General features: G+C 61.8%; 22 protein-coding genes. 10 read left to right on the forward strand and 12 right to left on the reverse strand.

The annotated features are described in order from the left end of the window. Window positions 1-13: 13 nt before the first annotated feature. The 3 genes from Q1Y33_RS05095 to glmM all read right to left on the reverse strand — a co-directional run bounded on the left by Q1Y33_RS05095 (window position 14) and on the right by glmM (window position 3,225). Window positions 14-1,381, reverse strand: coding sequence for a dipeptidase (locus tag Q1Y33_RS05095; RefSeq protein WP_300798668.1), 1,368 nt, complete (start codon window positions 1,379-1,381; stop codon window positions 14-16). Then, the gene (locus tag Q1Y33_RS05100; protein WP_300798669.1) at window positions 1,382-1,693 is read right to left on the reverse strand and encodes a copper resistance protein NlpE; all 312 of its coding nucleotides are present in this window, start codon (window positions 1,691-1,693) and stop codon (window positions 1,382-1,384) included. A gap of 143 nt (window positions 1,694-1,836) precedes the next feature. Next, window positions 1,837-3,225, reverse strand: coding sequence for a phosphoglucosamine mutase (glmM, locus tag Q1Y33_RS05105; protein ID WP_300798670.1), 1,389 nt, complete (start codon window positions 3,223-3,225; stop codon window positions 1,837-1,839). 114 nt (window positions 3,226-3,339) lie between these two features. Here glmM and Q1Y33_RS05110 point away from each other — a divergent pair, with 114 nt between their 5' ends. From Q1Y33_RS05110 to Q1Y33_RS05145, 8 genes are all read left to right on the forward strand, one after another. Next, complete coding sequence (locus Q1Y33_RS05110) at window positions 3,340-4,218, forward strand: nucleoside phosphorylase (RefSeq protein ID WP_300798671.1); 879 nt, start codon at window positions 3,340-3,342, stop codon at window positions 4,216-4,218. A gap of 37 nt (window positions 4,219-4,255) precedes the next feature. Then, window positions 4,256-5,380, forward strand: a complete 1,125-nt coding sequence (gene dnaN / locus Q1Y33_RS05115) for a DNA polymerase III subunit beta (RefSeq protein WP_300798672.1) — start codon at window positions 4,256-4,258, stop codon at window positions 5,378-5,380. Window positions 5,381-5,391: 11 nt separating this feature from the next. Further along, window positions 5,392-6,162, forward strand: a complete 771-nt coding sequence (locus Q1Y33_RS05120; protein WP_300798673.1) for a 3'-5' exonuclease — start codon at window positions 5,392-5,394, stop codon at window positions 6,160-6,162. Window positions 6,163-6,164: 2 nt separating this feature from the next. Next, a complete protein-coding gene (locus Q1Y33_RS05125) occupies window positions 6,165-7,991 on the forward strand; it encodes a LysM peptidoglycan-binding domain-containing protein (protein WP_300798674.1) in 1,827 nt (608 codons plus the stop codon). 7 nt (window positions 7,992-7,998) lie between these two features. Further along, complete coding sequence (locus tag Q1Y33_RS05130; protein WP_300798675.1) at window positions 7,999-8,652, forward strand: redox-sensing transcriptional repressor Rex; 654 nt, start codon at window positions 7,999-8,001, stop codon at window positions 8,650-8,652. Between the two features lie 25 nt (window positions 8,653-8,677). Continuing rightward, window positions 8,678-9,271 (forward strand): FAD synthase, encoded by a 594-nt coding sequence (locus Q1Y33_RS05135; RefSeq protein ID WP_300798676.1) that lies wholly within the window; start codon window positions 8,678-8,680, stop codon window positions 9,269-9,271. A gap of 97 nt (window positions 9,272-9,368) precedes the next feature. Then, entirely contained in the window at window positions 9,369-9,782 is a 414-nt protein-coding gene (locus tag Q1Y33_RS05140) for a thioesterase family protein (protein ID WP_300798677.1), read from the forward strand. 35 nt (window positions 9,783-9,817) lie between these two features. Continuing rightward, the gene (locus Q1Y33_RS05145; RefSeq protein ID WP_300798678.1) at window positions 9,818-11,515 is read left to right on the forward strand and encodes a S41 family peptidase; all 1,698 of its coding nucleotides are present in this window, start codon (window positions 9,818-9,820) and stop codon (window positions 11,513-11,515) included. Window positions 11,516-11,688: 173 nt separating this feature from the next. Here the strand turns inward: Q1Y33_RS05145 and htpG are convergent, their stop codons facing one another. Continuing rightward, window positions 11,689-13,749: a molecular chaperone HtpG gene (gene htpG / locus Q1Y33_RS05150; protein ID WP_300798679.1), complete on the reverse strand. Its 2,061-nt coding sequence runs from the start codon at window positions 13,747-13,749 to the stop codon at window positions 11,689-11,691. Window positions 13,750-14,045: 296 nt separating this feature from the next. Between htpG and Q1Y33_RS05155 the strand changes: the two genes are divergently transcribed. After that, the gene (locus Q1Y33_RS05155) at window positions 14,046-14,564 is read left to right on the forward strand and encodes a nitroreductase family protein (protein ID WP_300798680.1); all 519 of its coding nucleotides are present in this window, start codon (window positions 14,046-14,048) and stop codon (window positions 14,562-14,564) included. Between the two features lie 131 nt (window positions 14,565-14,695). Here Q1Y33_RS05155 and Q1Y33_RS05160 read toward each other — a convergent pair whose 3' ends face one another. From Q1Y33_RS05160 to dnaE, 3 genes are read right to left on the reverse strand one after another with little or no spacing between them, the layout of a single operon-like run. After that, window positions 14,696-15,688 carry an aldose 1-epimerase gene (locus Q1Y33_RS05160; protein WP_300798681.1) on the reverse strand — a complete coding sequence of 331 codons (993 nt, stop codon included), beginning with the start codon at window positions 15,686-15,688 and terminating at the stop codon, window positions 14,696-14,698. Between the two features lies 1 nt (window position 15,689). Continuing rightward, on the reverse strand, window positions 15,690-16,004 hold the full coding sequence (gene trxA / locus Q1Y33_RS05165; RefSeq protein ID WP_300798682.1) for a thioredoxin: 315 nt from the start codon (window positions 16,002-16,004) through the stop codon (window positions 15,690-15,692). Window positions 16,005-16,045: 41 nt separating this feature from the next. After that, window positions 16,046-19,996, reverse strand: coding sequence for a DNA polymerase III subunit alpha (gene dnaE / locus Q1Y33_RS05170; RefSeq protein WP_300798683.1), 3,951 nt, complete (start codon window positions 19,994-19,996; stop codon window positions 16,046-16,048). A 128-nt stretch (window positions 19,997-20,124) separates the two neighbouring features. Here dnaE and Q1Y33_RS05175 point away from each other — a divergent pair, with 128 nt between their 5' ends. Further along, window positions 20,125-20,334 carry a DUF2007 domain-containing protein gene (locus tag Q1Y33_RS05175; protein WP_295906789.1) on the forward strand — a complete coding sequence of 70 codons (210 nt, stop codon included), beginning with the start codon at window positions 20,125-20,127 and terminating at the stop codon, window positions 20,332-20,334. 106 nt (window positions 20,335-20,440) lie between these two features. Here the strand turns inward: Q1Y33_RS05175 and Q1Y33_RS05180 are convergent, their stop codons facing one another. The 5 genes from Q1Y33_RS05180 to hisS form a co-directional block, all read right to left on the reverse strand. Beyond that, entirely contained in the window at window positions 20,441-21,178 is a 738-nt protein-coding gene (locus Q1Y33_RS05180; RefSeq protein ID WP_300798707.1) for a shikimate dehydrogenase, read from the reverse strand. Beyond that, a complete protein-coding gene (locus Q1Y33_RS05185; RefSeq protein WP_300798684.1) occupies window positions 21,178-22,119 on the reverse strand; it encodes a DUF368 domain-containing protein in 942 nt (313 codons plus the stop codon). The genes Q1Y33_RS05180 and Q1Y33_RS05185 overlap by 1 nt, the downstream gene beginning before the upstream one ends. 117 nt (window positions 22,120-22,236) lie before the next feature. Then, on the reverse strand, window positions 22,237-22,545 hold the full coding sequence (locus Q1Y33_RS05190) for a DUF3276 family protein (RefSeq protein ID WP_295906787.1): 309 nt from the start codon (window positions 22,543-22,545) through the stop codon (window positions 22,237-22,239). A 102-nt stretch (window positions 22,546-22,647) separates the two neighbouring features. Further along, window positions 22,648-24,327, reverse strand: coding sequence for a S41 family peptidase (locus tag Q1Y33_RS05195; protein WP_300798685.1), 1,680 nt, complete (start codon window positions 24,325-24,327; stop codon window positions 22,648-22,650). A 120-nt stretch (window positions 24,328-24,447) separates the two neighbouring features. Beyond that, window positions 24,448-25,797 carry a histidine--tRNA ligase gene (gene hisS, locus Q1Y33_RS05200; RefSeq protein WP_300798686.1) on the reverse strand — a complete coding sequence of 450 codons (1,350 nt, stop codon included), beginning with the start codon at window positions 25,795-25,797 and terminating at the stop codon, window positions 24,448-24,450. Window positions 25,798-25,881 lie beyond the last annotated feature (84 nt).

The following is a 25,881-nucleotide window of genomic DNA, read 5'->3' on the forward strand; positions in this document are numbered from 1 at the left end:
TGCGCTCCTCCGGTTATTTGCCCTCGGCGAAATACTTGTAGAACCACGGAATGGTCTCCACCCCGCGGTAGAACTGCTCGAGCCCGTAGCTCTCGTTCGGCGAGTGGATCGCATCCTCGGCCAGTCCGAAGCCGATCAGCAGCGACTTGATGCCGAGAATCGACTCGAAGCCGCTGATGATCGGAATCGACCCGCCCGAATAGAAGGGCAGGGGCTTCTTGCCGAAGGTTCTGGCCACGGCCTTCTCCGCCGCCTTGTAGGCGGGCATGTCGGTCGGTGCGACGTAGGGCATGCCGCCGTGCAGGGCACGGACCTTCACCTTCACGCTGCGGGGTGCGATGGCGCGGAAGTGGCGCTCGAAGAGCCGGGATATCTTGCGGAAGTCCTGATCGGGCACCAGACGCATCGAAATCTTCGCCGAGGCCTTCGACGGGATCACCGTCTTGGTTCCCTCGCCGATGTAGCCGCCCCAGATGCCGTTGACGTCGAGCGAGGGGCGGATGCCCGTGCGCTCGATGGTCGTGTAGCCCGCCTCGCCCTCGACGTCGCCGATCGCAAGCGAACGCTTGTAGGCCGCCAGGCTGAACGGCGCGCGGTTGAAGGCCCGGCGCTCGGCCGCGGTCAGCTCGCGCACGTCGTCGTAGAAGCCCGGGATGGTGACGTGTCCGTTCTCGTCGATAAGGCTTGCCACAAGGCGTGCCAGCACGTTGGCCGGATTGGCCACCGCACCGCCGAAGAGTCCCGAGTGGAGGTCCTTGTCGGGTCCCGTCACCTCGACCTCCATGTAGGCCAGGCCGCGCAGGCCGCAGGTGATCGAGGGGGTCTGCATCGAGATCATCGAGGTGTCCGAGACGAGGATGATGTCGGCCTTGAGCAGCCGTTTGTTGCGGCGGCAGAAGTCGTAGAGGCTCGGCGAGCCGATCTCCTCCTCGCCCTCGAGCATGAATTTCACGTTGCAGGGCAGCGTGTCTGTCGCACACATCGCCTCGAAGGCCTTGGCGTGCATCCAGAGCTGGCCCTTGTCGTCGTCAGCGCCGCGCCCCCGGATGCGGCCGTCGATAATGACCGGCTCGAAAGGCTCCGTGCGCCACTCTTCGCGCGGGTCCACGGGCATGACGTCGTAGTGCCCGTAGACGAGGACGGTCTTCGCCTTCGGCGAGACGATCTTCTCGGCATAGACCACCGGGTTGCCCTCCGTGGGCATCACCTCGGCCCGGTCGGCTCCGGCCTTGACGAGTGCCGCGGCCAGATGTTCGGCACAGCGCTGCATGTCGGGTTTGTGCTCGCTCTGCGCGCTGATCGACGGGATGCGCAGCAGATCGAACAATTCGTCGACGAAGCGCTCCCTGTTGGCTTCGATATACTGTTTTACCTGATCCATTTATTCGTCTTTTTCGTCGGTTTTATAAAGAACATACCATGTGCCCGCCTCTCCCGGAACGGGCTGCTTGTCGGCGTCGAGCATGCGCAGCCGCCCCTGCTCGACCCTGTAGCAGGAGATGCCCTCGCCGTCGGCGGGCGTCAGCGTCAGCAGGTTTTCCGCAACGCGCCAGGCGCCCTCTTCGTCGTACTCCGCCTCGCGCTCCAGATACCGCATGTGCAGCAGGTAGGTGCCGTCCGCACGGAGCGTCAGGTGCATCCCGATTCCCGGGCAGTCGGCTGCGGGGATGGTTCCCGCATAGCTTCCCGCCACATCGCGCGGGTCCTCCGCCGGGCGGCTGTTGCATACCGCCGGAACCGCCCTGTCCGCCGCGGCGCCTTTCCGTTGCATGTTGCCGCCGCACGATCCCGAAAGGAGTGCGGCGGCAACGAGAACTGTCAGCGTCCGGCTCATGCCTAAATCTTGCAGATCGCCTTGATCTCCGCGATGAAACGCTGTGCCAGCGCGTCGGCCTCGTCCATCGACTTGGCCTCGGTGTAGACACGGATGATCGGCTCGGTGTTCGACTTGCGCAGGTGCACCCAGTTCTCCGGGAAGTCGATCTTCACGCCGTCGATGTCGTTCACCTGCTCATTGCGGTAGCGCTCCTTGATCTCGCGCAGCACCTTGTCCACGTCGATTGCCGGCGTGAGCTGGATCTTGTTCTTCGAGGCGAAGTAGGCGGGGTAGGTGGCGCGCAGCTGCGTCATCGTCATGCCCTTCTTGGCCAGGTAGGTCAGGAAGAGTGCCGTGCCGACCAGCGCGTCGCGGCCGTAGTGCAGTTCGGGGTAGATCACGCCGCCGTTGCCCTCGCCGCCGATGATGGCGCCGACCTCCTTCATCTTCGTGGTGACGTTGACCTCGCCGACGGCCGAAGCGTAGTACTTGCCGCCGTGGCGCTCCGTCACGTCGCGCAGCGCGCGCGACGACGAGAGGTTCGAGACCGTATTGCCGCACTGCGTCGAGAGGATGTAGTCGGCCACGGCCACGAGCGTGTACTCCTCGACGAACATCGAGCCGTCCTCCGAGACGAAGGCCAGGCGGTCGACGTCGGGATCGACGACGATGCCCAGGTCGGCCTTCTCGCGCACGATGACCTGCGAAATCTCCGTCAGGTGCTCGGGCAGCGGCTCGGGGTTGTGGGCGAACTCGCCCGTAGGCTCGCAGTTGAGCTCGACGACCTCGCAGCCCAGCTCGCGCAGCAGCTTCGGCATGACGATGCCGCCCACGGAGTTCACGGCGTCGATGACCACCTTGAAGTGGCGCTTGCGCACGGCCTCGACATCGACGAGCGGCAGCCCCAGCACGAGGCGGATGTGCTCGTCGTTGAACCCGTCGCGCGAAAGCACGTGTCCGATCTCGTCGATCGAGGGGTATTCGTAGCCGCTCTCCTCGGCCATGGCGAGCACGCGCTTGCCTTCGGCGTCGGAGAGGAATTCGCCGCTGGCGTTGAGCAGCTTCAGGGCGTTCCACTGGCGGGGGTTGTGCGAGGCGGTGATGATGATGCCGCCGTCGGCCTTCTTCGTGATGACGGCCATCTCGGTGCCGGGCGTGGTGCAGAGCCCGACGTTGATGACGTCGGCACCGCAGGCCAGCAGGGTGCCTTCCACGAGATTCGAGACCATTTCGCCCGAAATGCGGGCGTCACGGCCCACGACGATGGTCAGTTTCTTGCCGGGATTGCGCTCGGCGATCAGGCGCACGTAGGCCGTCGTGAACTTGACGACATCGAGCGGCGTGAGGTTCTCGCCGACGGGGCCTCCGATGGTTCCGCGGATGCCCGAAATGGATTTGATGAGTGTCATGTTTCGCTTGTTTTGGTTGGATACTTATGTTAAAGAAAATTTTTGCCGATGTTTTGATATTCGAGGTAAATATATTACTTTTATGCCAATTATGGAAATTAAAAAGCAACATTTATGAGAACTATTCCCGCTTCCGAATTGATAATCAACAGCGACGGATCGATTTTCCACCTGCACCTGCGTCCCGAGCAGCTTGCCGATACGGTGATTCTGGTCGGAGACCCCGGCCGCGTAGCCCTCGTGGCCGAATATTTCGATACGAAGGAGTGCCAGGTCTCGAACCGCGAATTCAATACCGTGACGGGTACCTATAAGGGAAAACGCATGACGGTCCTCTCGACCGGCATCGGCATCGGCAACATCGACATCAGCGTCACGGAGCTCGACGCGCTGGCCAACGTGGACTTCTCCACGCGGCAGGAGAAGGCCGTCAAGCGGCAGCTGACGCTCGTGCGGCTGGGCACCTCGGGCGCCATCCAGCCCGACATCCGCGTGGGCGAATTCGTCTTTTCGCGCACGTCGGTGGGCTTCGACGGCCTGCTGAACTACTACAAGGGCCGCAACGAGGTGTGCGACCTCGAGATCGAAAAGGCCTTCATGGCCCATACGGGCTGGAACGAGCTGCTGCCGAAGCCCTACTTCATCGATGCCGACCGCACGCTCTTCGAGCACTTCCGCGACGTCACGCGCGAGGGCATCACCATCGCTGCGCCGGGCTTCTACGCCCCGCAGGGCCGCTGGGTGCGCCTCGAGCCGCAGGACGTGCACCTGAACGAGAAGATCGAGTCGTTCGACTACCACGGACGCCGCATCACCAACTTCGAAATGGAGGGCTCGGCGCTGGCCGGACTGGCCGCCCTGATGGGGCACCGCGCCGCCACGATCTGCACGATTATCGCGCAGCGCATCGCCCTGGACGCCTGCACCGACTACAAGCCTCACGTGCGCAGGATGATCGAAACGGCGCTCGACAAGCTCGCCGCACTGGAATAACGAATATGAACAGACCAAAAAAACAGAAAAAATACCTATGAAATTCACCGTATCAAGTTCGGCTCTGCTGTCGCTGCTGGCAACAACCGGAAAGGTAATCAGCAATAAGAACACGCTGCCCATTCTCGACTACTTCCTCATGGAGCTCAACGGCGACCAGCTGAAGGTCACTACGTCGGACCTCGAGACGACGCTCGTGGGGTCGATCACCGTCGACAGCGTCGAGAGCGAAGGGACGATCGCCGCACCGGCCAAGCTGATGCTCGACTCGCTGAAGGAGTTTCCCGAACTGCCGCTGACGATCGATGTCAACGGCGCCAGCTGGGAGATCAAGATCAGCTGGAAGAGCGGCTCGCTGTCGATTCCGGGCGCCAGCGCCGTGAGCTACCCGGCCGTGCCGCAGCTCAACGCCGAGCGCAAGGAGCTGCGTCTGGATGTCGATACGCTCGTCAACGGCATCAACAAGACGATCTTCGCCACGGCGGACGACGAGCTGCGCCCCGTGATGAACGGCATCTATCTTAACCTGCAGCCCGCATCGCTCACCTTTGTGGGTACCGATGCGCACAAGCTGGTGAAGTACGAGTCGGAGTGCGCAAACGAGGTGAGCGCGTCGTTCATCCTGCCGAAGAAGCCCGCCAACCTGCTCAAGTCGGTGCTGCTCAAGGAGGAGGACGCCATCGACGTGAGCTTCGACTCGAAGAACGCGATGTTCCGCCTGAAGAGCCACACGCTCGTCTGCCGCCTGATCGAGGGCAACTACCCGAACTACAACGCCGTCATCCCGGCCAACAACCCCAACAAGGTGCTGGTCGACCGCATCGAGCTGGTGAACGGCATCAAGCGCGTGGCCGTCTGCTCGAACCCCACGACGAACCTCATCCGCATGGACATCGCCGACAACCGCATCACGCTCACGGCCCAGGATATCGACTTCTCGGTGTCGGCCAACGAGACGATCTCGTGCAGCTACGACGGGCAGCCCATCTCGATCGGTTTCAAGTCGACGTTCCTGGTCGAGATACTCTCGAACATCGAGACCCCGACGGTGGTGATCGAACTGGCCGACTCGACGCGCGCCGGTGTCTTCAAGCCGGTCTATGACGACAAGCAGACCAGCTCGACGCTCATGTTGCTCATGCCGATGATGATCAACGCATAACGACATCCGAAATGAAGTTAAACCTCAAGCGCCCGATCATCTTCTTCGACCTCGAGACCACCGGTGTGGATACCGCCCGGGACCGCATCGTCGAGATTTCGATGGTCAAGGTGATGCCCGACGGCGAGGAGATCCGCAAGACCCGCCGGCTCAACCCCGGGATGCCCATCCCCGCCGAGGCGACGGCCGTACACGGCATCACCGACGAGGATGTGAAGGATTGCCCGACCTTCGCGCAGGTCGCCAAGTCGCTCGAGCAGTTCATCCGCGGCTGCGACTTCGGCGGCTTCAACTCCAACCGCTTCGACCTGCCGGTGCTGGTCGAGGAGTTCCTGCGTGCGGGCGTCGACGTGGACCTCAAGCGCCGCAAGTTCATCGACGTGCAGAACATCTTTCACAAGAAGGAGCAGCGCACGCTCGTGGCGGCCTACAAGTTTTATTGCGACAAGGAGCTCGACGACGCCCATTCGGCCGAGGCCGACACGCTGGCCACCTACGAGGTGCTGCAGGCGCAGCTGGACCGCTATCCCGACCTGGCGAACGACGTCGACGCCCTGGCCGAGTATTCGGCGCGGGGCGAATGCGCCGACTATGCCGGGCGCATCCTCTACAACGAGCGGGGCGAGGAGGTCTTCGGATTCGGCAAGTACAAAGGCCGTTCGGTGGCGGAGATATTCCGCATCGAGCCGAGCTACTATGCCTGGATGATGAACGGCGACTTCCCGCTCTATACGAAAAAGGTGATTACGGAGATCCGCATGCGCGACAAAACGACGAAATGACGATGAAACGACTTTGCCTGACGCTTCTGTTGCTCGCATGGGGCCTGTGTGCCGCGGCGGCGGAGAAATCTCCGACGATCGTCTACATCAACGGGGCGAAATACTACATCCACACGGTGCAGGCGGGCGAAACGCTCTATGCGCTGTCGAAGGCCTATGACGTGAGCGAGAAGGTCATCCTGGAGAACAACCCGTCGCTTGCCGGCGGGCTCAAGGCTGCGGCGGTCATCAAGATACCGTTCGTCTCCGAAGTCCCGGCCCCGAAACCGGACCGCAAGCTGCGCAAGACCTTCGACTTCCACACGGTGGCGAAGGGCGAGACGCTCTATGCCATTTCGCGGCAGTACGAAATCCCGATCCAGACGATCATCGAGGACAATCCGACGCTCGACCCGATCCATCTGCGGTTGGGCGAGCGCATCCTCATCCGCAGGAAGCAGATCGGCTCCGAAGACGAGGCCGGCACGCAGCAGCAGTGGGAGGAGTACCGCAATTCGCTCAACAGCGTGGCCGAGGCGGGCACGTCGTACCACATCGTGCGTCCGGGCGAGACCTTCTATTCGCTTGCGCGCCGCTACGAAATTACCGAAGAGGAGCTCGGACGGCTGAACGGCGGGCTGAAAGCCGCCGACCTGAAGGCCGGGGCGATGATCAAGGTGCCGGGCGAAGCGTTGCCGGCCCCTGCCGCCGCCGACTTTGCAGATACGCTGTCGCTGCCGGCGGACCCCGAGCGGTTCGTCGATGAACGGGTCGAGGAGATCGAATTCCGCGCCCTGCGGACAGGGCAGCCGCTCAACGTCGCGCTGCTCCTGCCGATGGCCGTCAACGGGCAGGCCAATGCCAACTACCTGGAGTTCTATCAGGGGTTCCTTCTGGGGCTCGACAGCGTGAAGGCCCGCGGCTACTCGGTCAATCTGAACCTCTACAACACGGCGCGCGACACGGCGCGCATCCGCGCGATCGTCGAGGATGCGGCCTTCGCCTCGTGCGACCTGATCGTCGGCCCGGTCTACGAGGAGGGGCTCTATCCGGTGATCCGCTTTGCCGAACAGCGGCGCATCCCGGTCGTCTCGCCGCTGGCCCACATCACGCGCATGAACAGCGACGTGCTCTTCCAGCTGGCTCCCGATCCGGAGCACAAGTACGACAAGGTGGCCGACCTGCTGCGCGGCGAGCGGCGTGTGACGCTGATCTATACGGCCAGCACGGACAGGGAATTCGAACGCGAAATCCTGGCGCAGCTGGGCGACACGCCCTATACGCGGCATACCTACCAGTACGAGCACCCGTCGAATGCGCGCGAGAACAGCCCGAGCGACCTGACGCCGCTGCTCGAAAACGACGCCGACAACGTCTTTGTCGTCATGTCGGACAACGAGGTCGAGGTGGACCGGATTCTTGCGGCCCTCGCATCGGCCGACACGAACCTTACGAGCCGCGGCCGCACGGCGCCCCGCTTCGTGGTGCTGGGCAATGCCCGCTGGAACCGCTACAACAACCTCGACCATGCGATGTTCTTCAAGGACCGGGTCATCTTTGTCTCGACATACCACGCCAAGCGTGACGCGGAGGTCGTTGCGGAGTTCGACCGGGACTACATCCGGGCCTTCGGCTCGCTGCCGACGCTCTACTCCTACCGGGGCTACGATGCGGCGCTGATTTTCTGCCCGGCGATGTACAACGACATCGAGTACGACATGGAGGGACGCCGCTATACGCCGCTGCAGAGCACCTATCTCTTCGGACAGCGCGAGGGCAGCCACAACCACGTCAACCGCGAGTGGACGCGCGTCAACTACAACAAGGACTTTACGATAACGATCGAATAAAACGGATATGGGCGCATTGACGAACGGAATTCCCGAAAAGACCATCGAACGGTTGAGCGAATACCGGCGCACGCTACTTGCCAGCCACAAGCGGGGCATCACGCACATCTTCTCGCATGTGCTGGCGGGCATGCACGGCATTACGGCCGTGCAGGTGCGGCGCGACCTGATGCTCATCGGCTTTTCGAGCGATACGAAAAAGGGGTATGACGTGCAGGTGCTCATCGAGTACATCAGCAACATCCTCGACAGCCCCACGCCGATGAACATCGCCGTGCTGGGCATGGGCCACCTCGGACAGGCCATCACCAAGTATTTCAACGGCAAGGGGCTGAAACTGAAGATTACGGCGTCGTTCGACGTCGATCCCGAGAAGGTCGGCACGACCATCGACGGCATTCCGTGCTACCACATGGACACCTTCGAGGAGGTCGTCGAGAACAAGGACATCAGCATCGTGGTCGTCTCGTCGCCGACGAAGGTGGCGCCGCAGCTCGTCCTGCCGATTATCAATGCCGGCATCAAGGGGGTGCTCAACTTCACCTCCACGCCGCTGAACTTCCCGCAGGGCATCGTCGTCGAGAACTACGACATCACGACGCTGCTCGAAAAGGTCGCCTATTTCGTCAAGGAGAGCGAGGATACCTCCGGTAATTCATGAGGTGCGACGGCGCAAAACATCGGAAATGAGAGTATTTCACGGATTCGATTCCCTTCCCCGGTTTGTCCGGCCTGTCGTGACCGTCGGCTCCTACGACGGCGTGCATCTCGGGCATCGGGCCTTGATCGACCGACTTGTCGCCGAAGCCCGGGCGCAGGGCGGCGAGAGCATCGTGCTGACCTTCGAGCCCCATCCGCGCATCACGCTCGGCCGGGCCGACGGGCTGCGGCTGCTGACGACGCTCGACGAGAAGGTCCGCCTGCTGGAAGCGCTGGGGGTCGACAACGTGATTGTCATTCCCTTCGACCGGACATTCAGCGCGCTGTCGGGCGGGGAGTTCGTCCGGGAGTACCTGCAACGCCGGCTCGGCGCCGGGACACTCGTGGCGGGGTACGACCACCGCTTCGGGCACGACCGCATCGACAGCGAAGCCACCGCCGGACTGGGCATGCGCGTAATCCGCATCGACGAATGCGAGGTCGGCGGCGAGCATGTCAGTTCGACGGTCATCCGCCGGCTGATTGACGAGGGACGCATCGCGGAGGCCGAGCGGCTGCTCGGGCATCCGGTAAGCGAGAGCGTCCTCCGAGACTGCACCCCGGAGACCTGCAAAAAGTGAGTGGGGGTGGCTGCGGCCGCCGTGCGACGGGTCCGGGGGGGGGTACGAGACGGGATTCCCGCCTTTGGAAAAAGGAAGCACACAAAACAGTTACAAGATGATAAGTCACGATTGCAAAATCCGCGTGTGGTACAAGCACACCGACCAGATGGCCATCTGCCACCATTCGAATTACATTTGCTATTACGAAGCGGCGCGCAGTGAGTTTCTGCGTGCGCTGGGCATGTCCTTCGCCGAGGTGGAGAAGCGGGGCATCATGATGCCGATCCTCGAGGTGCAGTCGAAGTACCGCAAACCGGCCTACTACGACGAACTGCTCACCGTGCGGATTATCCTTCGGGAGCTGCCCACGACGCGCATCAACTTCTTCTACGAAATCTATAACGAGCAAGGACAGCTCATCAACACCGGCATGACGCAGCTGGGCTTCATTCACAGCGACACGCGCCGTCCGTGCCGCTGTCCGGAGTGGTACCTCGACCTGATCCGGGCCCACTGGACCGAGGAGTAGGCAGGACAATGCTTTGACAGCAAATATTCTGACAGATGAAAAAAGCCCTGTTTGCATTCTCGACTGTTCTTCTTTCCTTGGCCCTTACTCTCGTTTGTTGCGAAAGGGACTCCGTAAAATCACTTTCGGCAGAGGAGGCACGGGCAGAGCTCACGCTCCCTGAGACGCCCGACAGCGCACAACTCTCCGCTGCGATACAGGTTGCACGAATCTGGGGCTTTGTCAAATATCACCATCCTGCTTTTTCCGATAAATCATCGGATGCGGATGCCGAATATTTCACCCTTCTGAACCGCATCCTTCATGCGCCGGATTCGACACACAACGGAATATATGCGGACTGGATTGCCACGTTGGGACCCTTTTCCGCACGTGCCGACCACAACGAGCGGCTCGAAGTCTTCAACGACTTCGGCTGGATTTCCGACACGCTGCTTCTCGGAAAACCTTTAAGCCGCCTGTTGTCTGAAATACGTCAGGCCGATCCGGGCAGAAACCGTTATGTCGAACAGACACCCGTCAATGTCTCATACGTCGAGCCGGAATATACCGATATTCCGGACGAAGACATCGCATACAGACTGCTCGGTGTGGCCAAATTCTGGAATGCCGTCGACAGCTATTCTCCCAACCGCAATCTGACGGACCGCCCGTGGGACGAGGTGCTTTCCGACTATACGGCCATGGCATTCGACCGCTCGGTCAACTTTATGGCGCTCTATTCCCGCATGGTATCCGAACTGTGCGATACGCATGTCAATTCGTGGTTTATCCCGCTCTTCGGCGGACGGTTTGCACCCGTCGTATGCCGTTTTGCCGAAGAGCGCCTGTTCGTTGCGGATACCTGCACGCTTGTACCCAACGATTTCCGTGTCGGCGACGAGATTCTCCTCATCGACGGCCAGAGACCCGTCGACCGGCTGGCGGCTCTCACGCCCTATATACCTCACTCCAACAGCGCTTCACTCATGCGCGACGGCTCCTACGCATCGCTGCTGACGGCCGGGAACGATGTGCAGGTCGAGTATCGGAGCAACGGGGAGATTCGCACGTCCATCCTGCCCACGGTCGCCGGAGAGGAGTTTGTCGGACGTATTTACACGAGCCTGTATACGCCCGAAAAACCGACGTTTGAAGAGGTGGCGGATGGTGTGGCCTGCATCCGCATCGGCACACTCACGTGCGCCGACGAAAGCAGGCTTGAAGATTTCCTGCATGAGCATGACAAACTGATTATCGACATGCGGGCATATCCTGCCGACTACAACGTAATTCACTATATGCTTCCCAAATACCTTTTTTCCGAGGCCCGGGAGGCAATTGCCATACTGCTGCCGCTGGCGGATATTCCGGGAACCGCGACGCGCAGGGGGCAGTCAACGGCCCGAACGTCCGATCCCGACCGGCTTTTCAGGGGGCGGGTCGTGCTGCTGGTTGACGCCTGTTCGCAGTCGATGTCCGAATACTTTACCATGTTCCTGCAAACAATTCCGGGAGCCGTGACGATTGGCAGCCAAACGGCCGGAGCCGACGGAAATGTAACGCGTGTCCAGCTGCCGTATGCGGCATTCAACCTCACCGGTCTCGGCGTATACTATCCCGACGGGCAGAACGCCCAGCGCCACGGCGTGAAGATTGACATGGTGGTTGAGCCGACAGCCGAAGGGTTGATGCAGGGCCGAGACGAACAGATGCAGGCGGCAATCGACTATCTGAACGGTGCCGGTATCTGACCCCGGCAAATTGATTCGGCATCGAGGATGATCGTACCCCGTGCGTCCGGCACCCCGCAATCAACCGCATTGTGCACGGAGACAAAAAAGGGAGCGGACCTCTTTATGAAGAAGAGGTCCGCTCCCTTTTTGAGTGTCCGGCGGCGGAATGTCCGTCACCGCACCCGAGGGGGTTATTTCTCGATCAGCGAGATCGAACGCTGGATGAAATCCGTCAAGTTCTTGCCCTTGAGCATGCCGTTGGTCAGCAGGGCCAGGTCGATGATCTGCTTGACGAGCTTGTTCTCGCCGCCGATCTCGCGCAGCCGCTCGTTGCGCTCGTCGCGCAGCGTGACGACCTTCTTCGACAGCTCCTCGCGCGTGGATTTCTCCTCGGCCGAGAGCTCCTCCTCCTTCTTGCCCTTGACCACCTCGTCGAAGCGCTTTTCCTCGGCAACGGCCGCGTCGATCTTCTTGGTGATCGACTTCAGCTTGTCGCCGTAGGACTTCTCCACGTCGGCGAGGATGTCGATGACGATGGGGTGGTTGCCGTTCACGGCGATCGTGAAGTTGTCGGGCATCTGACCGTAGAACTGGCTCATGCCGCCGCCTCCCATGGCCGCCATCTCCTTCATACGGCGCATAAACTCATTCTGCGTGATGACCACGGGCGCCTCGTCGGGCGACATGGCCTCGAACGAGATGTGGTAGTGAATCTTCTCGTCCTTGGGCATCTGGCTCTCGAAGACGGGCGTCAGAATCTCCTGCTGTCCCTCGGTAAGCGACATCTTGATATCCTCGTCCTTCTGGATGAGCTTCTCGATGACGTCGCTGTCCACGCGGGCGAAGCGCACCTCCTTGTTCTTCGACTCGTACCAGTTGATGTAGTGGTTGTCGAGCTGGCCGTCCATCACCAGCACGTCGTAGCCCTTGGCACGGGCGGCTTCGAGCGACGTGTGCTTCTCGACGGGATCGTCCACGTAGAGGAAGACCACGGTCTTGTTCTTGTCCGTCTGGTTCTCCTTGACCTTCTCGGTGTACTCCTTCGGCGTGAAATACTTGCCGTCGACGTTCTTCAAGAGCATGAAGTCGGTGGCCTTCTCGGCGAACTTCTCGTCGGTCAGGATGCCGTACTGGATAAAGATCTTCAGGTCGTCCCACTTGGCCTCATAGTCCGGACGCATCGTGTTGAAGAGCTCCTGCAGCCGGTCGGCCACCTTGCGGGTGATGTAGCTCGAGATCTTCTTCACGTTGGCGTCGCTCTGCAGGTAGCTGCGCGAGACGTTCAGCGGAATATCGGGCGAGTCGATCACGCCGTGCAGCAGCGTCAGGTACTCCGGCACGATACCCTCGACCTGATCGGTAACGTAGACCTGGTTCGAGTAGAGCTGGATCTTGTTCTTCTGAATCTCGAAGTTGTTGTGGATCTTCGGGAAGTAGAGGATGCCGGTCAGGTGGAACGGGTAGTCGATATTGAGGTGGATGTAGAAGAGCGGATCGTCGCTCATCGGGTAGAGCTCGCGGTAGAACTCCTTGTACTGCTCCTCGGTGATGTCGGTCGGCTTGCGCGTCCACAGCGGATCGACGTCGTTGATGATGTTGTCCTTCTCCGTGTCGACATACTTGCCGTCCTTCCACTCCTTGACCTTGCCGAAGGCGATGGGCACGGGCAGGAAGCGGCAGTACTTGCGGAGCAGCTCCTGAACCTTCGACTCCTCGGCGTACTCCTGCGTATCCTCGGCCAGGTGCAGGACGATCGTCGTGCCGCGGTCGCGCGCCTCGTCGGTCTCCTCCATCTCGAACTCGGGCGAACCCTCGCAGCTCCAGTGCACGGTCTTCGCGCCCTCCTTATAGGAGCGGGTGAAGATTTCGACCTTGTCGGCCACCATGAACGACGAATAGAAGCCCAGACCGAAGTGTCCGATGATCGCCTGGTTCTTGTATTTGGCCATGAACTCCTCGGCACCCGAGAAGGCGATCTGGTTGATGTACCTGTCGACCTCCTCGGCCGTCATGCCGACACCGCGGTCGGTGACCGTCAGGGTCTTCTTCGCCTTGTCGACGGCGACATGGATCGTCAGATCGCCTAACTCGCCCTTCACCTCGCCGATCGACGAGAGGGTCTTGAGCTTCTGCGTGGCATCGACAGCGTTCGAGATCAGCTCGCGCAGGAAAATTTCATGGTCCGAATAGAGGAATTTCTTGATTACGGGAAAGATATTCTCCGTAGTCACTCCGATTTTTCCGTTTTTCATAGTCGTATCGTAGTTTTTTGATTTTTGTTCGTCTTCACCGACAGCAACAAACCGTGTGCCACTCCCCGGTATCTGTCAATCTGTCAGCAGGGGACTGACAGGGTGGCGCAACGTGCGCAGTTCGCGCTGTCGGCGCTGTCCGTGGGGGGCGAACACCGACGGCGCGCCCGCACGGACCTTCTCCGCGGACCCGGCCGTCCGTGAGAAAGCAACGCATGGCACCGGCCGTGATATTGCCGGACAGGGACGTGCGGATGTCGGCGTTTTTTCGTATCTTGTGGGAAAAATCGGACGTTATGGATTTTCTCGCATTGGCAAAGAGGCGGTACGCCTGCCGCAGCTACAAGAAACAGGCGGTGGAGCAGGAAAAGCTCGATCTTATTCTCGAAGCGGGGCGCGTGGCCCCCACGGGTGCGAACCGCCAGCCCCAGCGGCTCGTTGTCGTGCGCTCGCAGGAGGGGATGGCACGGCTGGCGCGCTGTACGCGCGACTTCGGCGCCCCGGTGGCGATCATCGTCTGTGCCGACACCACGGAGGTGTGGACGCGCAAATACGACGGCAAGCGGATCGGCGACATCGACGCCTCGATCGTGACGGACCACATGATGCTCTGCGCCGCATCGCTCGGGCTCGACACGCTGTGGATCTGCATGTTCAAGCCCGAGGCCGTGCGCGAGGAGTTCGGCCTGCCCGAGGGGGTCGAACCGGTGAACATCCTGCTCATCGGCTACGGCGACGGGGAACCCGCGTCACCCGACCGCCACGCCGAGACCCGCAAACCCCTTGCGGAGACGGTCATCTGCGAACATTTCTGATCCGACCCATATAAATATAAGAGAGGAACGGGCCTTGTGACCCGTTCCTCTCTCTTTGTGCGGTTGAACCCCGGAAGGGACGATGCGGATGGATGCCGGAAGCGACACCCGGCCATGTCCCGCGCTGCCGCCTACTTTGCGTAGAGGCGGAAACCCATGCGCCAGCTCTCGCCCGGGGCGATGCTGCGGAAGCCTTCGGCTTCGGGATCGGCCATGTTCGGGGCATTCGTCGTCCACGACTGCGGCTCGGGGCAGCAGTAGGGCTCGTGTCCGCCGTTGTTCCAGATCGTCCAGTAGGTCGTCTTGTCGTCGACCTCGTAGAAGGTGCGGACACCCGTGCGGAGGTTCTCGACCAGCGCACCGCGGTACGGCTTGCCGTCGACCTCTATCTCGCGCAGCGTGAAGCCCGCCTCGATCGGCTCACAGCCCGTGACGCGCAGTCCGCCGTCGCGCAGCTTCGCAAACTGCTCCGTGAGCGGCAGGCGGCGGCCCGTCGGGAGGTTGCGTGCACTCAACTCCATCTGTTCGCCCACGGCCACGCGCATCACGTAGTCGGCGTCCGTGCCGCCGGCAAAGGGGATGCGCATCGGCGTGTGGAATCCGACGCCCACGGGCATGCGCTCCGCACTGCGGTTGGCGAACATGATCTCCTGCTTCAGCCCCTCGTTCGAGAGACGGAAGGTGATCTTGCACTTGAAGGCGTGCGGGAAGTCGCGGTAGATGGCGTCGTTCCCGGCGTTGGCGTAGTAGCGGCACTCGACGAGCACCTCGTCGTCGTTCTCCAGTGCCTTCGACACGGCGAACGGCTGGCTCTTGAGGATGCCGTGGTGGTAGTTGTGCTCCTTCTCGATGGTGATGGGGTACCGGTAGGTGCGCCCCTCGAAGGTGTAGCATCCGTCCGCAATGCGGTTGGGCGGGAAGAGCACCGGCAGGCCGAAGACCTGCGGACGCCCCTTGAAGGTCGCGATCTCATCGGCCGCAGGCGTGCGCAGAATCTCGACGCCCAGCCGCGTATTAGCCAGCCGCACGAGGTTCGCACCCATCGCGGGCACGAGCAGCGCCGTGTAGTCGCCCTTCGCAAATTCGACGGCCTGCAGGCCGTTCCAGTCGATGCAGCGGATCATCCTACAGCAGCTTTTCGATCTTCGCCTTCAGCGCGTCCTTCGATGCGGCGCCGACCTGCTTGTCGACCAGCTCGCCGCCCTTGAGGAAGATGATCGTCGGGATGTTGCGCACGCCGTACTTCATCGTGATGTCGTCGTTCTCCTCGACGTCGCACTTGCCGATGACGACGCGGCCCTCATACTCGGCGGCCAGCTCGTCGATGATCGGGGCCACCATGCGGCAGGGGCCGCACCACTCGGCCCAGAAGTCGATGACCACGGGCTTCTCCGACGAAATAATCTCCTGAAAGTTCTCCTTGTTGATTGCTAAAGCCATAGTTGTAATGATTTGAAGTTATTGTTTAGTTGAATTCCAATTTATGCTATCGAATAGTTGATCCGGTTTTCATCGAGATAGTCTACCAGTGATTGCGAGAGCGTTACACGGTGTGACTTCGAGTACAGGTTTATCACGACCTGCGTGTTGCGGTCGAAGACATTGACGCGCAGCAGCGTGTCGCCCTTCGACCCGCGGACCCGTTCCGAAAGGCCTCCGATCAGCTCGTGCGTCACCTCCTCGACGGGCAGCTGCACGGTCACCTCCTTGATCGAGTCGCGCAGTTCGGAGAGCTGCATGATCGAGACGATCTTCACCTCCAGCTCCTTGTCGTTGTAGGGCCGGGGCTGCACCTTGCAGCGGATGAAGAGGAAGTAGTCCGTGAACATGAACTTGCGGAACGTCTCGTAGTCCTTGCCGAAGAGCGCGAACTCGTAGGTGCCGTTGTAGTCCTCGAGCTTGAACTTGCCGAAAGGCTTGTTCGTGCGCGTCATCAGGTTCTGCACGCCCACGACCATGCCCGCCACGGCGATCTCCTGCCCCTTGAGCGCCTCGGGGTGCTCCAGTTCGGTGACCTGCGTCTTGCACATGTGGTCGATCAGGACCTTGTATTCGTCGAGCGGGTGCGCCGAGAGGTAGAGGCCCATCATCTCGCGCTCCTTGCCCAGCGTCTCGAGCTGCGTCCAGTCGGCGCACGCCGGCAGCACGGGGCGCTGGATGTCGACATGGCCGTCGCCGCCGAAGAGGCTCTGCTGGGCGTTGTCGCGCTCGGTCTGGAAGCGCTGTCCGTAGCGCATCAGCTGCTCGAGGAAGGTGACGCCGCTCGAATCGCGGCTGTCCGTACCGAAGAACTTGCCGCGGTGGAAGTCCGTAATCGAGTCGAAGGCGCCGGCATAGGCCATGTTCTCCAGACACTTGCGGTTTACGACGCTGAAGTTCAGCCGCTCCATGAAGTCGTAGATGTCCTTGTAGCGGCCGTTTTTCTCGCGTTCTGCGATGATGCTTTCCGCGGCGGCCTCGCCCACACCCTTGATGGCGGCCAGACCGAAGCGCACGTCGCCCGCGGCATTGGCCGAAAAGGTCTTCCGCGACTCGTTGACGTCCGAACCCAGCACGCGGATGCCCATGCGCTTGCACTCGTTCATGTAGACGGTCAGCTGCTCGACGTTCGTGAGGTTTCGGCTCAGCACCGCCGCCATGTACTCCGACGGGTAGTTGGCCTTCAGGTAGGCCGTCTGGTAGGCGACCCACGAGTAGCACGTCGCGTGCGACTTGTTGAAGGCATAGGAGGCGAACTTCTCCCAGTCGCCCCAGATCTTCTCGAGCACCTTCGGGTCGTGGCCGTTCTTCTGTCCGCCGCGGATGAACTTCGGTTTCAGGGCGTCCAGCTTGTCCTTGAGCTTCTTACCCATCGCCTTGCGCAGCGTGTCCGACTCGCCGCGCGTGAAGTTGGCCAGCAGACGCGACAGCAGCATGACCTGCTCCTGGTAGACCGTCACGCCATACGTATCCTTCAGATACTTCTCCATGACGGGGATGTCGTAGACGATCGGGCTGCGGCCGTGCTTGCGCGCGATGAAGTCCGGGATGTAGTCCATCGGGCCCGGACGGTAGAGGGCGTTCATGGCGATCAGGTCCTCGAAGGTCGAGGGCTGCAGCTCGCGCAGGTATTTCTGCATGCCCGCCGACTCGAACTGGAACGTACCGACGGTGCGGCCCTCGCTGTAGAGCTTGTATGTCGCCGGGTCGTTGATGATCGAGAAGTCGTCGATGTCGATCTTGACGCCCTTCGTCTGGCGGATGTTCTCGACGGCGTCCTTGATGATCGAGAGGGTCTTCAGCCCGAGGAAGTCCATCTTGATGAGGCCCGTATCCTCGATGACCGACCCTTCGTACTGCGTGACGAGCATCTTCTCGCCCGTCTCCTTGTCGTCGGCCGTCGAGACGGGCACCCAGTCGGTGATGTCGTCGCGGCAGATGATCGTACCGCAGGCGTGCACGCCCGTGTTGCGGACGTTGCCCTCGAGCATCTTCGCATAGCGGATCGTGTCGCGCAGCACGGGGTTGTCCGACTGCTCGGCGGCCTTCAGCTCCGGCACCAGCTCGATGGCCTGCCCGAGGCTCTTGACCGGCTTGCCCTCGGGCGTCTTGTCGGGCACGAGCTTGCAGAGCCGGTCCGACTCCGAGAGCATGAGTTTCTGCACGCGGGCCACGTCCTTGATCGAGAGCTTCGTGGCCATCGTGCCGTAGGTGATGATGTGGGCAACCTTCTCCTTGCCGTACTTCTGCGTCACCCAGTTGAGCACGCGGCCGCGGCCGTCGTCGTCGAAGTCGACGTCGATATCGGGCAGCGAGATACGGTCCGGATTGAGAAAACGCTCGAACAGCAGGTCGTAGGCAATCGGGTCGATCTGCGTGATGCCCAGACAGTAGGCCACGGCCGATCCGGCCGCCGAGCCACGTCCCGGACCCACCGAGACGTCCAGCTCCTCGCGCGCCGCACGGATAAAGTCCTGCACGATGAGGAAGTAGCCCGGGAAGCCCATCGTCTTCATGATGTGCAGCTCGAACTTCAGCCGCTCCTGCTGCTCCTCGGTCAGGTGCTCGCCGTAGCGGCGGTGCGCCCCCTCCATCGTCAGCTTGGCCAGGTAGTCGGCCTCGAACTTGATGCGGTAGAGCTTGTCGTAGCCGCCGAGTTTCTCGATCTTCTTGCGGCCCTCCTCCTCGGACATGACGACGTTGCCGTTCTCGTCGCGCGTGAACTCGTCGTAGAGCTCCTGCTCCGTGATGCGGGCGCGATACTCCTCCTCGGTGCCGAACTCCTTCGGAATCTCGAAGTTGGGCATGATCGGCGCGTGGTCGATCGAGTAGAACTCGATCTGGTTGCAGATGTCAACCGTCGTGGCCATTGCCTCCGGGTCGCTCTCGCCGAAGATCGCCGCCATCTCGGCCGTCGTCTTGAGCCACTCCTGCTTCGAGTAGAGCATGCGCTTCGGGTCGTCGAGGTCCTTGCCCGTCGAGAGGCAGATCAGGCGGTCGTGCGCCTCGGCGTTGTCCTCGTCGACGAAATGCACGTCGTTCGTGCAGACCATGCGCACGCCGTATTTGGCCGACAGTTCGCGCAGGTGGCGGTTGACCTCCAGCTGCATGGGGTAGGCCTCGTGGTTGGCCCGCTCGACGGTCGCCTTGTGCAACTGCAGTTCGAGGTAGTAGTCGTCGCCGAAGACCCGCTTGTGCCAGCGGATCGCCTCCTCGGCCTTCTCCAGATCACCGGCCGTGATGGCGCGCGGCACCTCGCCCGCCAGGCAGGCCGAGCAGCAGATCAGCCCCTCGTGGTACTTCTCGATCTCGGCGCGGTCGGTGCGCGGACGCATGTAGAAACCGTCGGTCCACGCCTTCGAGACGATCTTGATGAGGTTGTGGTATCCCTTGAGGTTCTTGGCCAGCAGGATCAGGTGGTAGCCGCTCTGGTCCTGCTTGCCCTCCTTGTCCTGAAGGCGCCGCCGCGCGACATAGACCTCGCAGCCGATGATGGGCTTGAAGTCCGGCACGGCTTCGAGCCCCGCGATCTTCTCCTGCGCCACCGCCGGGTCGAAGCCGAACTCCTTCTGCATGCTTTCGACCTCCTCGACGCGCGCACGGGCCGCGGCGCAGGCCTCGGCATCCTCGGGCGAGTCGTTCTTGCGGCTCTCCAGCGCAGCAAGTTCCTCCTTGAGCTGCCGGAGCCGCGCGGCGGGGTCGCTGCCCTCCGCCAGCAGCTTTTCGAGCCCGGCCGAGAGTTTTTTCAGCGTCTTGATCTTGTCGTGCTTCTTGCCGTTCTGTTTCTTGACGTAGTTGTAGAACTCCTTGATACCGAACATGTCGCCGTGGTCCGTCACGGCGATGCCGGGCTGACCGTCGGCCATGGCCTTGTCCACCAGACGCTGGATGCTGGCCTGTCCGTCGAGGATCGAATATTGCGAATGTACGTGAAGATGAACGAATTTCGACATGGCATGCAGGTTTTCCCCGGGGCGGGGTTCATGCAAAGATAGGCATATTTCCGCACAATTCGTGGCAGGGGTGTTGCATTTTATCAACAAAATGCTTAACTTTAGATAACCGATAAAACCGATGAACCATGAAAGAGGACACTATGGTTGTATTGGCGGAGTACAACACGATCACGGAGGCTGAAATCAGCAAGTCGATGCTCGACAGCGCCGGCATCTGGTCGACGATCCGCAACGAATACATGTCGACCATCTATCCCATCGGCACCATGCCCGCACAGCTTGTCGTGCGCGAATCGGACCTCGAAAGCGCCCGCGCCCTGCTGCAGAACAGATAGCCGGCAGCACCGAAACGGGAAGAAGCGGCACCTTCGGGGTGCACTCCTTCCCGTTTTGTTCTTCGCATGCCGCACCCGCCGAAAGGGCGGGTAGGGCTCCCGCGAACTATTCATTCCATATCCGCCACGAGGCCTCGGCCTGCGTGCGGAACATCGTCTCCCCGTTCAGAATGCGGGCGCCGCGCTGCCGCCCGAAGTCGAGAAAGCGTGTCAGCGGCGGGTTGTAGACCAGATCGAGCAGAAAGTGCTCCGGCGTCACGTAGGCATAGGGAATGCGCGGCGCGGCATCGACGGCGGGATACATGCCGACGGGTGAAGCGTTGACGATCAGCCGGCTGTACTCGACCACCTCGCACGGCAGGTTGTCGTAGGTAAAGTTGCCCCTTGCCGGGTCGCGCGACACGAGGTCGTAGGCGATGCCCCGCTCCGCAAGGACATACTGCACGGCCTGCGAGGCGCCGCCCGTACCAAGAACCAGCGCCCGTTCGGGCTGCTCGGCACCGAGCAGCTCGTCGAGCGCCGCACGCAGACCGATGATGTCGGTATTGTGCCCCGTGAGCCGCCCGTCGGCCGTGCGGCGGATGCAGTTGACCGCCCCGACGGCCGAAGCCTCGAACGAGAGTTCGTCTGTCAGCGGCACCACCTCGCGCTTGTAGGGGATCGTGACATTCAACCCGCACAGATCGGGTGTGCGGCGCAGCAGTTCGGGCAGCGCATCGATCGATGGCAGCTCGTAAAGATCATATCGGCAATCCGTTATCCCCTCTTTTCTGAACTTTTCCGCGAAGTAGACGGCCGAGGCCGAATGCCCCAGCGGCCGACCGATCAGTCCGTAACGCCGCATCATGCCTCGCGTTTCTTCGTGATGATGCGCGCCAGCACCTCAATGCCGTAGATCGTCAGAAATCCGATGATGCAGAGCAGGATGGCCTCGGTCAGCAGCGCCGGTCGACCGGTGATCTGCTCGAAGGTCGCAGGCAGGACGTTGCGTTCGATCAGCGGCTGAAGCGCTCCGTGGCTGTCCAGGTAGGTCTCGACGACCTCCTTCCAGGGCCACACCTTGTTGAGCGAGCCGACCATGAAGCCCATCAGCACGGCGACCGTGACGTCGTGCCAGTGCTTGAGCAGCCACGAGAGCAAGTGCGAGAAGGAGATGATGCCCGCGGCGGCGCCGATGACGAAGACGACGATCACGGGGATGTTCAGGTCGCCGACGGCCTGCATGATGTACTGGTACTTGCCGAGCAGCAGCAGGATGAAGGCTCCCGAGATGCCCGGCAGGATCATGGCGCAGATGGCGATGGCACCCGAGAGCATGATGAACCACCAGTCGTTGGGAGTCTCGGCGGGCGTGGCGACGGTGATCCACCAGGCGATGGCTGCGCCGACGAGCAGCGAAGCGACCGTCGAGAAGTTCCAGCGGCCGATCTGCTGGGCGACGAGCAGGGCCGAGGCGACGATCAGTCCGAAGAAGAACGACCAGATGGCGATCGGGTGGTTCGTGAGCAGGTAGGTCATCAGTCGGGCGAGCGAGAAGATCGCGATGGCGATGCCGACGAGCACGGGCAGCAGGAAGCGTCCGTTGATGTGGCGCCAGAACGAGACGAGGCGCCCCTTTGCGAGGAGTTTCAGGGCCTGGAGGTCGATGCTGCGGATCGAGTCGATGAGCTCCTCGTAGATGCCCGAGATGAAGGCGATCGTGCCGCCCGAGACTCCGGGTACAACGTCAGCCATGCCCATGGCGCAGCCCTTGAGCGCCAGCATGATGTAGCGTGAAAATTTCATATGCGGTTGATTTTGGGTACAAAGATACGACAAAGCAGCGGACTGTCAAAAAAAAAATTGCACGATTACAGGGGCGCCTCCCGGGTAATCGTGTAATTCATAGGCCGCATCAGACCGTCAGGCCTTCTCTGCCACCTGCTCGAAGAACTCGGGCTTGCTGCGACGGATGAAGTCGATCACTTCCTGAAGTCCGCCTGCAAACTTGGCGAAGTCCTCCTTGTAGAGGAAGATCTTATGCCGGTCGTAGCTGCAGGTGCCGTCGGGGTTTGGCATTTTGCGACTCTCGGTAATGGTGAGGAAATAGTCATCGCCGCGCGTGGCGCGCACGTCGAAGAAGTAGGTTCTACGGCCTGCCTTCACGGCTTTCGTGAGAATCTGATCACCATTTTCCTCGCTCTCTCGACGAGGGGTTGGATGAGGTAACATGACAATCGCAGTTTTTTGGTGCTGGTGTTAATGTATACAAATATGTCCTTTGTATATACGAATATACACAAAAATCCGCAAACCACCAAAAAATCGTGCGTGCTATTTTCCTTTTTCCAGCAGGGGCAGGCCCCGTTTTTCCCACTCTTCGAGGATTGCGACGGCACGGTGAAACGTCTCGCTGCGCTCCGCATTGATTACGCGGTAGAAGGCCTCGGTGCCATACAGACGCTGTGCCACAAGGGCTTTGAGCTGTATGCGCATGAGCGGAGCCGAGGCCCCGAGTCCCGCAGAGTCGACCGCAACGCCCCGTGCGGCGCCCAGCTCCGCCACTTCCCGGAGCATGGCCGTGTCGGCCACGAATCCGGCATCGAACGCCCCGAAGTCGGGATAGCGCCTTTCGAGCGAGTCGCGGCGACGGTCCATCGTCGCGACGACGTATTCGTTCACCACGCCGCGGCGAATCAGTTCGGCGTAGTACTTCGAATATCCCGTCGTGTCCTCGTCGACCGGCACGTCGGGCCGGATACCGCCGCCGCCCCGGACCGTGCGGCCCGTGCGGAGCGTGCGGAACTCGGGCGCCGCGGCGTCAAGCGAGTCGCGCACGGCGTCGTCGTAGCGGCGCAGGTGGTCGAGGTAGTATTCGCGCCGCTTGCCCTTCTCGTAGGGGCGCTGGATGATGCGGCCCGAAGGGGTGTGGTAGCGGGCGATGGTGATGCGCACGGCCGAGCCGTCGCCGAGCATCACCTGCCGCTGCACGAGCCCCTTGCCGAAGCTCGGGCGGCCCACCACCACGCCGCGGTCCCAGTCCTGGATGGCGCCCGTGACAATCTCGGATGCCGAGGCCGACACTTCGTCGATGAGCACGACCAGTTTGCCGCCGAGGGCCTCGCCGTCGCGCTGTGCGTGGTACGACCGCGTCGGGACGCTTCGTCCCTCGGTCGAGACAATCAGCGCCCCGCGCGGCAGGAAGAACTCCGCCATGCCGATGGCCTGTTCGAGCAGGCCGCCGCCGTTGCCGCGCAGGTCGAGAATCAGCTTCGCAGGGCGGCCGAGCCGCTCGTATGCCTCGCCGAACTCGCTCATCGTCGTGCGGCCGAAGCGGTTGACCTTGATGTAGCCGATGCCGTCGGCGGCCATGTAAGCGGCGTCGACCGTATTGAGCGGAATGCGGTCGCGCACCATCACGAAGTGCAGCCGTTCGTCGACGCCGTGGCGCACGATGTCGACGGCCACGCGCGTGCCGGTCTTGCCGCGCAGATACTTCGGCACGTCCGCCTGCCGCATGCCCACGGCATCGAGCGAGTCGATGCGCACGATGCGGTCGTTGGGCAGCACGCCCACCCGTTCGGCCGGTCCGCCGGCTATGGTGTTGACGACGATGATTGTGTCGCGCAGGATGTTGAACTCCACGCCGATGCCGCTGAACTCGCCGTCGAAGCTCGCCGCCACGGACTGCATCTGCTCGGCGTCAAGGTATGCCGAGTGGGGGTCCAGCTCGTCGAGCATCCCCGTGATGGCCTCCTCCACGAGCGGTGCCATCTCGACCTCGTCAACATAGTAGCGCACCAGATAGCGGTAGACCTCCATGAGTTTCTGCAACTGCGGCGCCGCATCGGATGAGGTCTGGGCCGGAAGCGCGACGGGCAGCAGAAGCCCCGCGAGCAGCAGCCAAACGGGCAGCAGGAGGTGCAACACCTTGCGACAGGGGCGCCCGGACGCGCCGGCGGTCTTTTCGGCCGACGCCGCATGCAGGGGGCGTATGGAACGGATGAGTTTCATGTCTTTTCGGTCTTTTTTCGGACGGTGGAACGAAATACGGGGCCGTCGTGCCCCGTATTCCGAACGTATCGTCCCGTGGTTTTGGTATGCGGCGCTCCGCACGTGCGGGCCGTCCTTTATTTAATTGCTGCTGGAGAGTGTGCCGACGACCTCGGCTATCGGCACCTGCCGCTGCTCGCCCGAGCGCATGTCCTTGAGCGTCACGACGCCCGCCTCCAGCTCCTGCGAGCCGATGATGACCACACAGGGGATGCCGCGGCGGTTGGCGTACTCCATCTGCTTCTTCATCTTGCCCGGCTCGGGGTATATCTCGGCGGCGATGCCTGCCTGGCGCAGCTGCCGGAGCAGCCCCAGGGCTGCGGTCTGCTCCTTCTCGCCGAGGTTCGTCAGGAAGACACGCGTCGAGAAGTTGACCTCCTCGGGGAAGAGCCCGAGGCCCGTCATGACGTCGTAAATGCGGTCGGCACCGAACGAGATGCCCACGCCCGAGAGGTTGGGCATGCCGAAGATGCCCGTCAGGTCGTCGTAGCGGCCGCCGCCCGAGATCGAGCCGATGGCGTAGTCGAGGGCCTTGACCTCGAAGATCGCCCCGGTGTAGTAGTTCAGTCCGCGCGCCAGCGAGAGGTCCAGCTCGACGGGCAGCGACAGCCCCAGCCGTGCGATGTGCGTGAAGACCGTCTCGATCTCGTCGACGCCCTTCAGGCCGGTTTCCGATCCGGCGAGAATCTCCCGCAGCAACGCGATTTTCTGCGCATTGTCGCCGCTCATCTCCAGAATCGGCTGCAGCCGGGCTATCGCCTCGTCGTCGAGCCCGCGCTCACGCAGCTCGGCCTTGACGTTCTCCAGCCCGATCTTGTCCAGCTTGTCGATCGCCACGGTGATGTCCATCATCTTGTCGGCGTGGCCGATCGTCTCGGCGATGCCGTAGAGAATCTTGCGGTTGTTCATCTTCAGCGCCACGCGGATGCCCAGCCGGCGGAAGACCTCGTCGACGATCTCCACCAGCTCGACCTCGCAGAGCAGCGAGCGCGTGCCGATGACGTCGACGTCGCACTGGTAGAATTCGCGGTAGCGGCCCTTCTGCGGGCGGTCGGCACGCCACACGGGCTGAATCTGGTAGCGCTTGAAGGGGAAGGTCAGCTCGCTCTGGTGCTGCACGACGTAGCGGGCGAAAGGGACCGTCAGGTCGTAGCGCAACCCCTTCTCGCAGACCTTCGACGCCTGGCGCACCTCCTCGTCCGAGAGGCCGGCGGCGTAGTCGCCCGAGTTGAGAATCTTGAAGAGGAGCTTGTCGCCCTCGTCGCCGTATTTGCCCAGCAGCGTCGAGAGGTTCTCCATCGCCGGGGTCTCGAGCGGCGCAAAGCCGTAGGTGCGGAACACCGAGCGGATCGTATCGAAAATGTAGTTGCGGCGCATCATCTCCACGGGGGAGAAGTCGCGCGTGCCCTTGGGTATGGACGGTTTTTGCATGTTCGGTTCAGTGTGTTTGTATCGTTCGTCGGAGCCGGAGCAAAAGGGGAGCCGCAGCAGTGGGCCTTCGCCCTTTTTCTGCCC

This window comes from uncultured Alistipes sp. (assembly GCF_949296715.1).
Classification (GTDB): domain Bacteria; phylum Bacteroidota; class Bacteroidia; order Bacteroidales; family Rikenellaceae; genus Alistipes.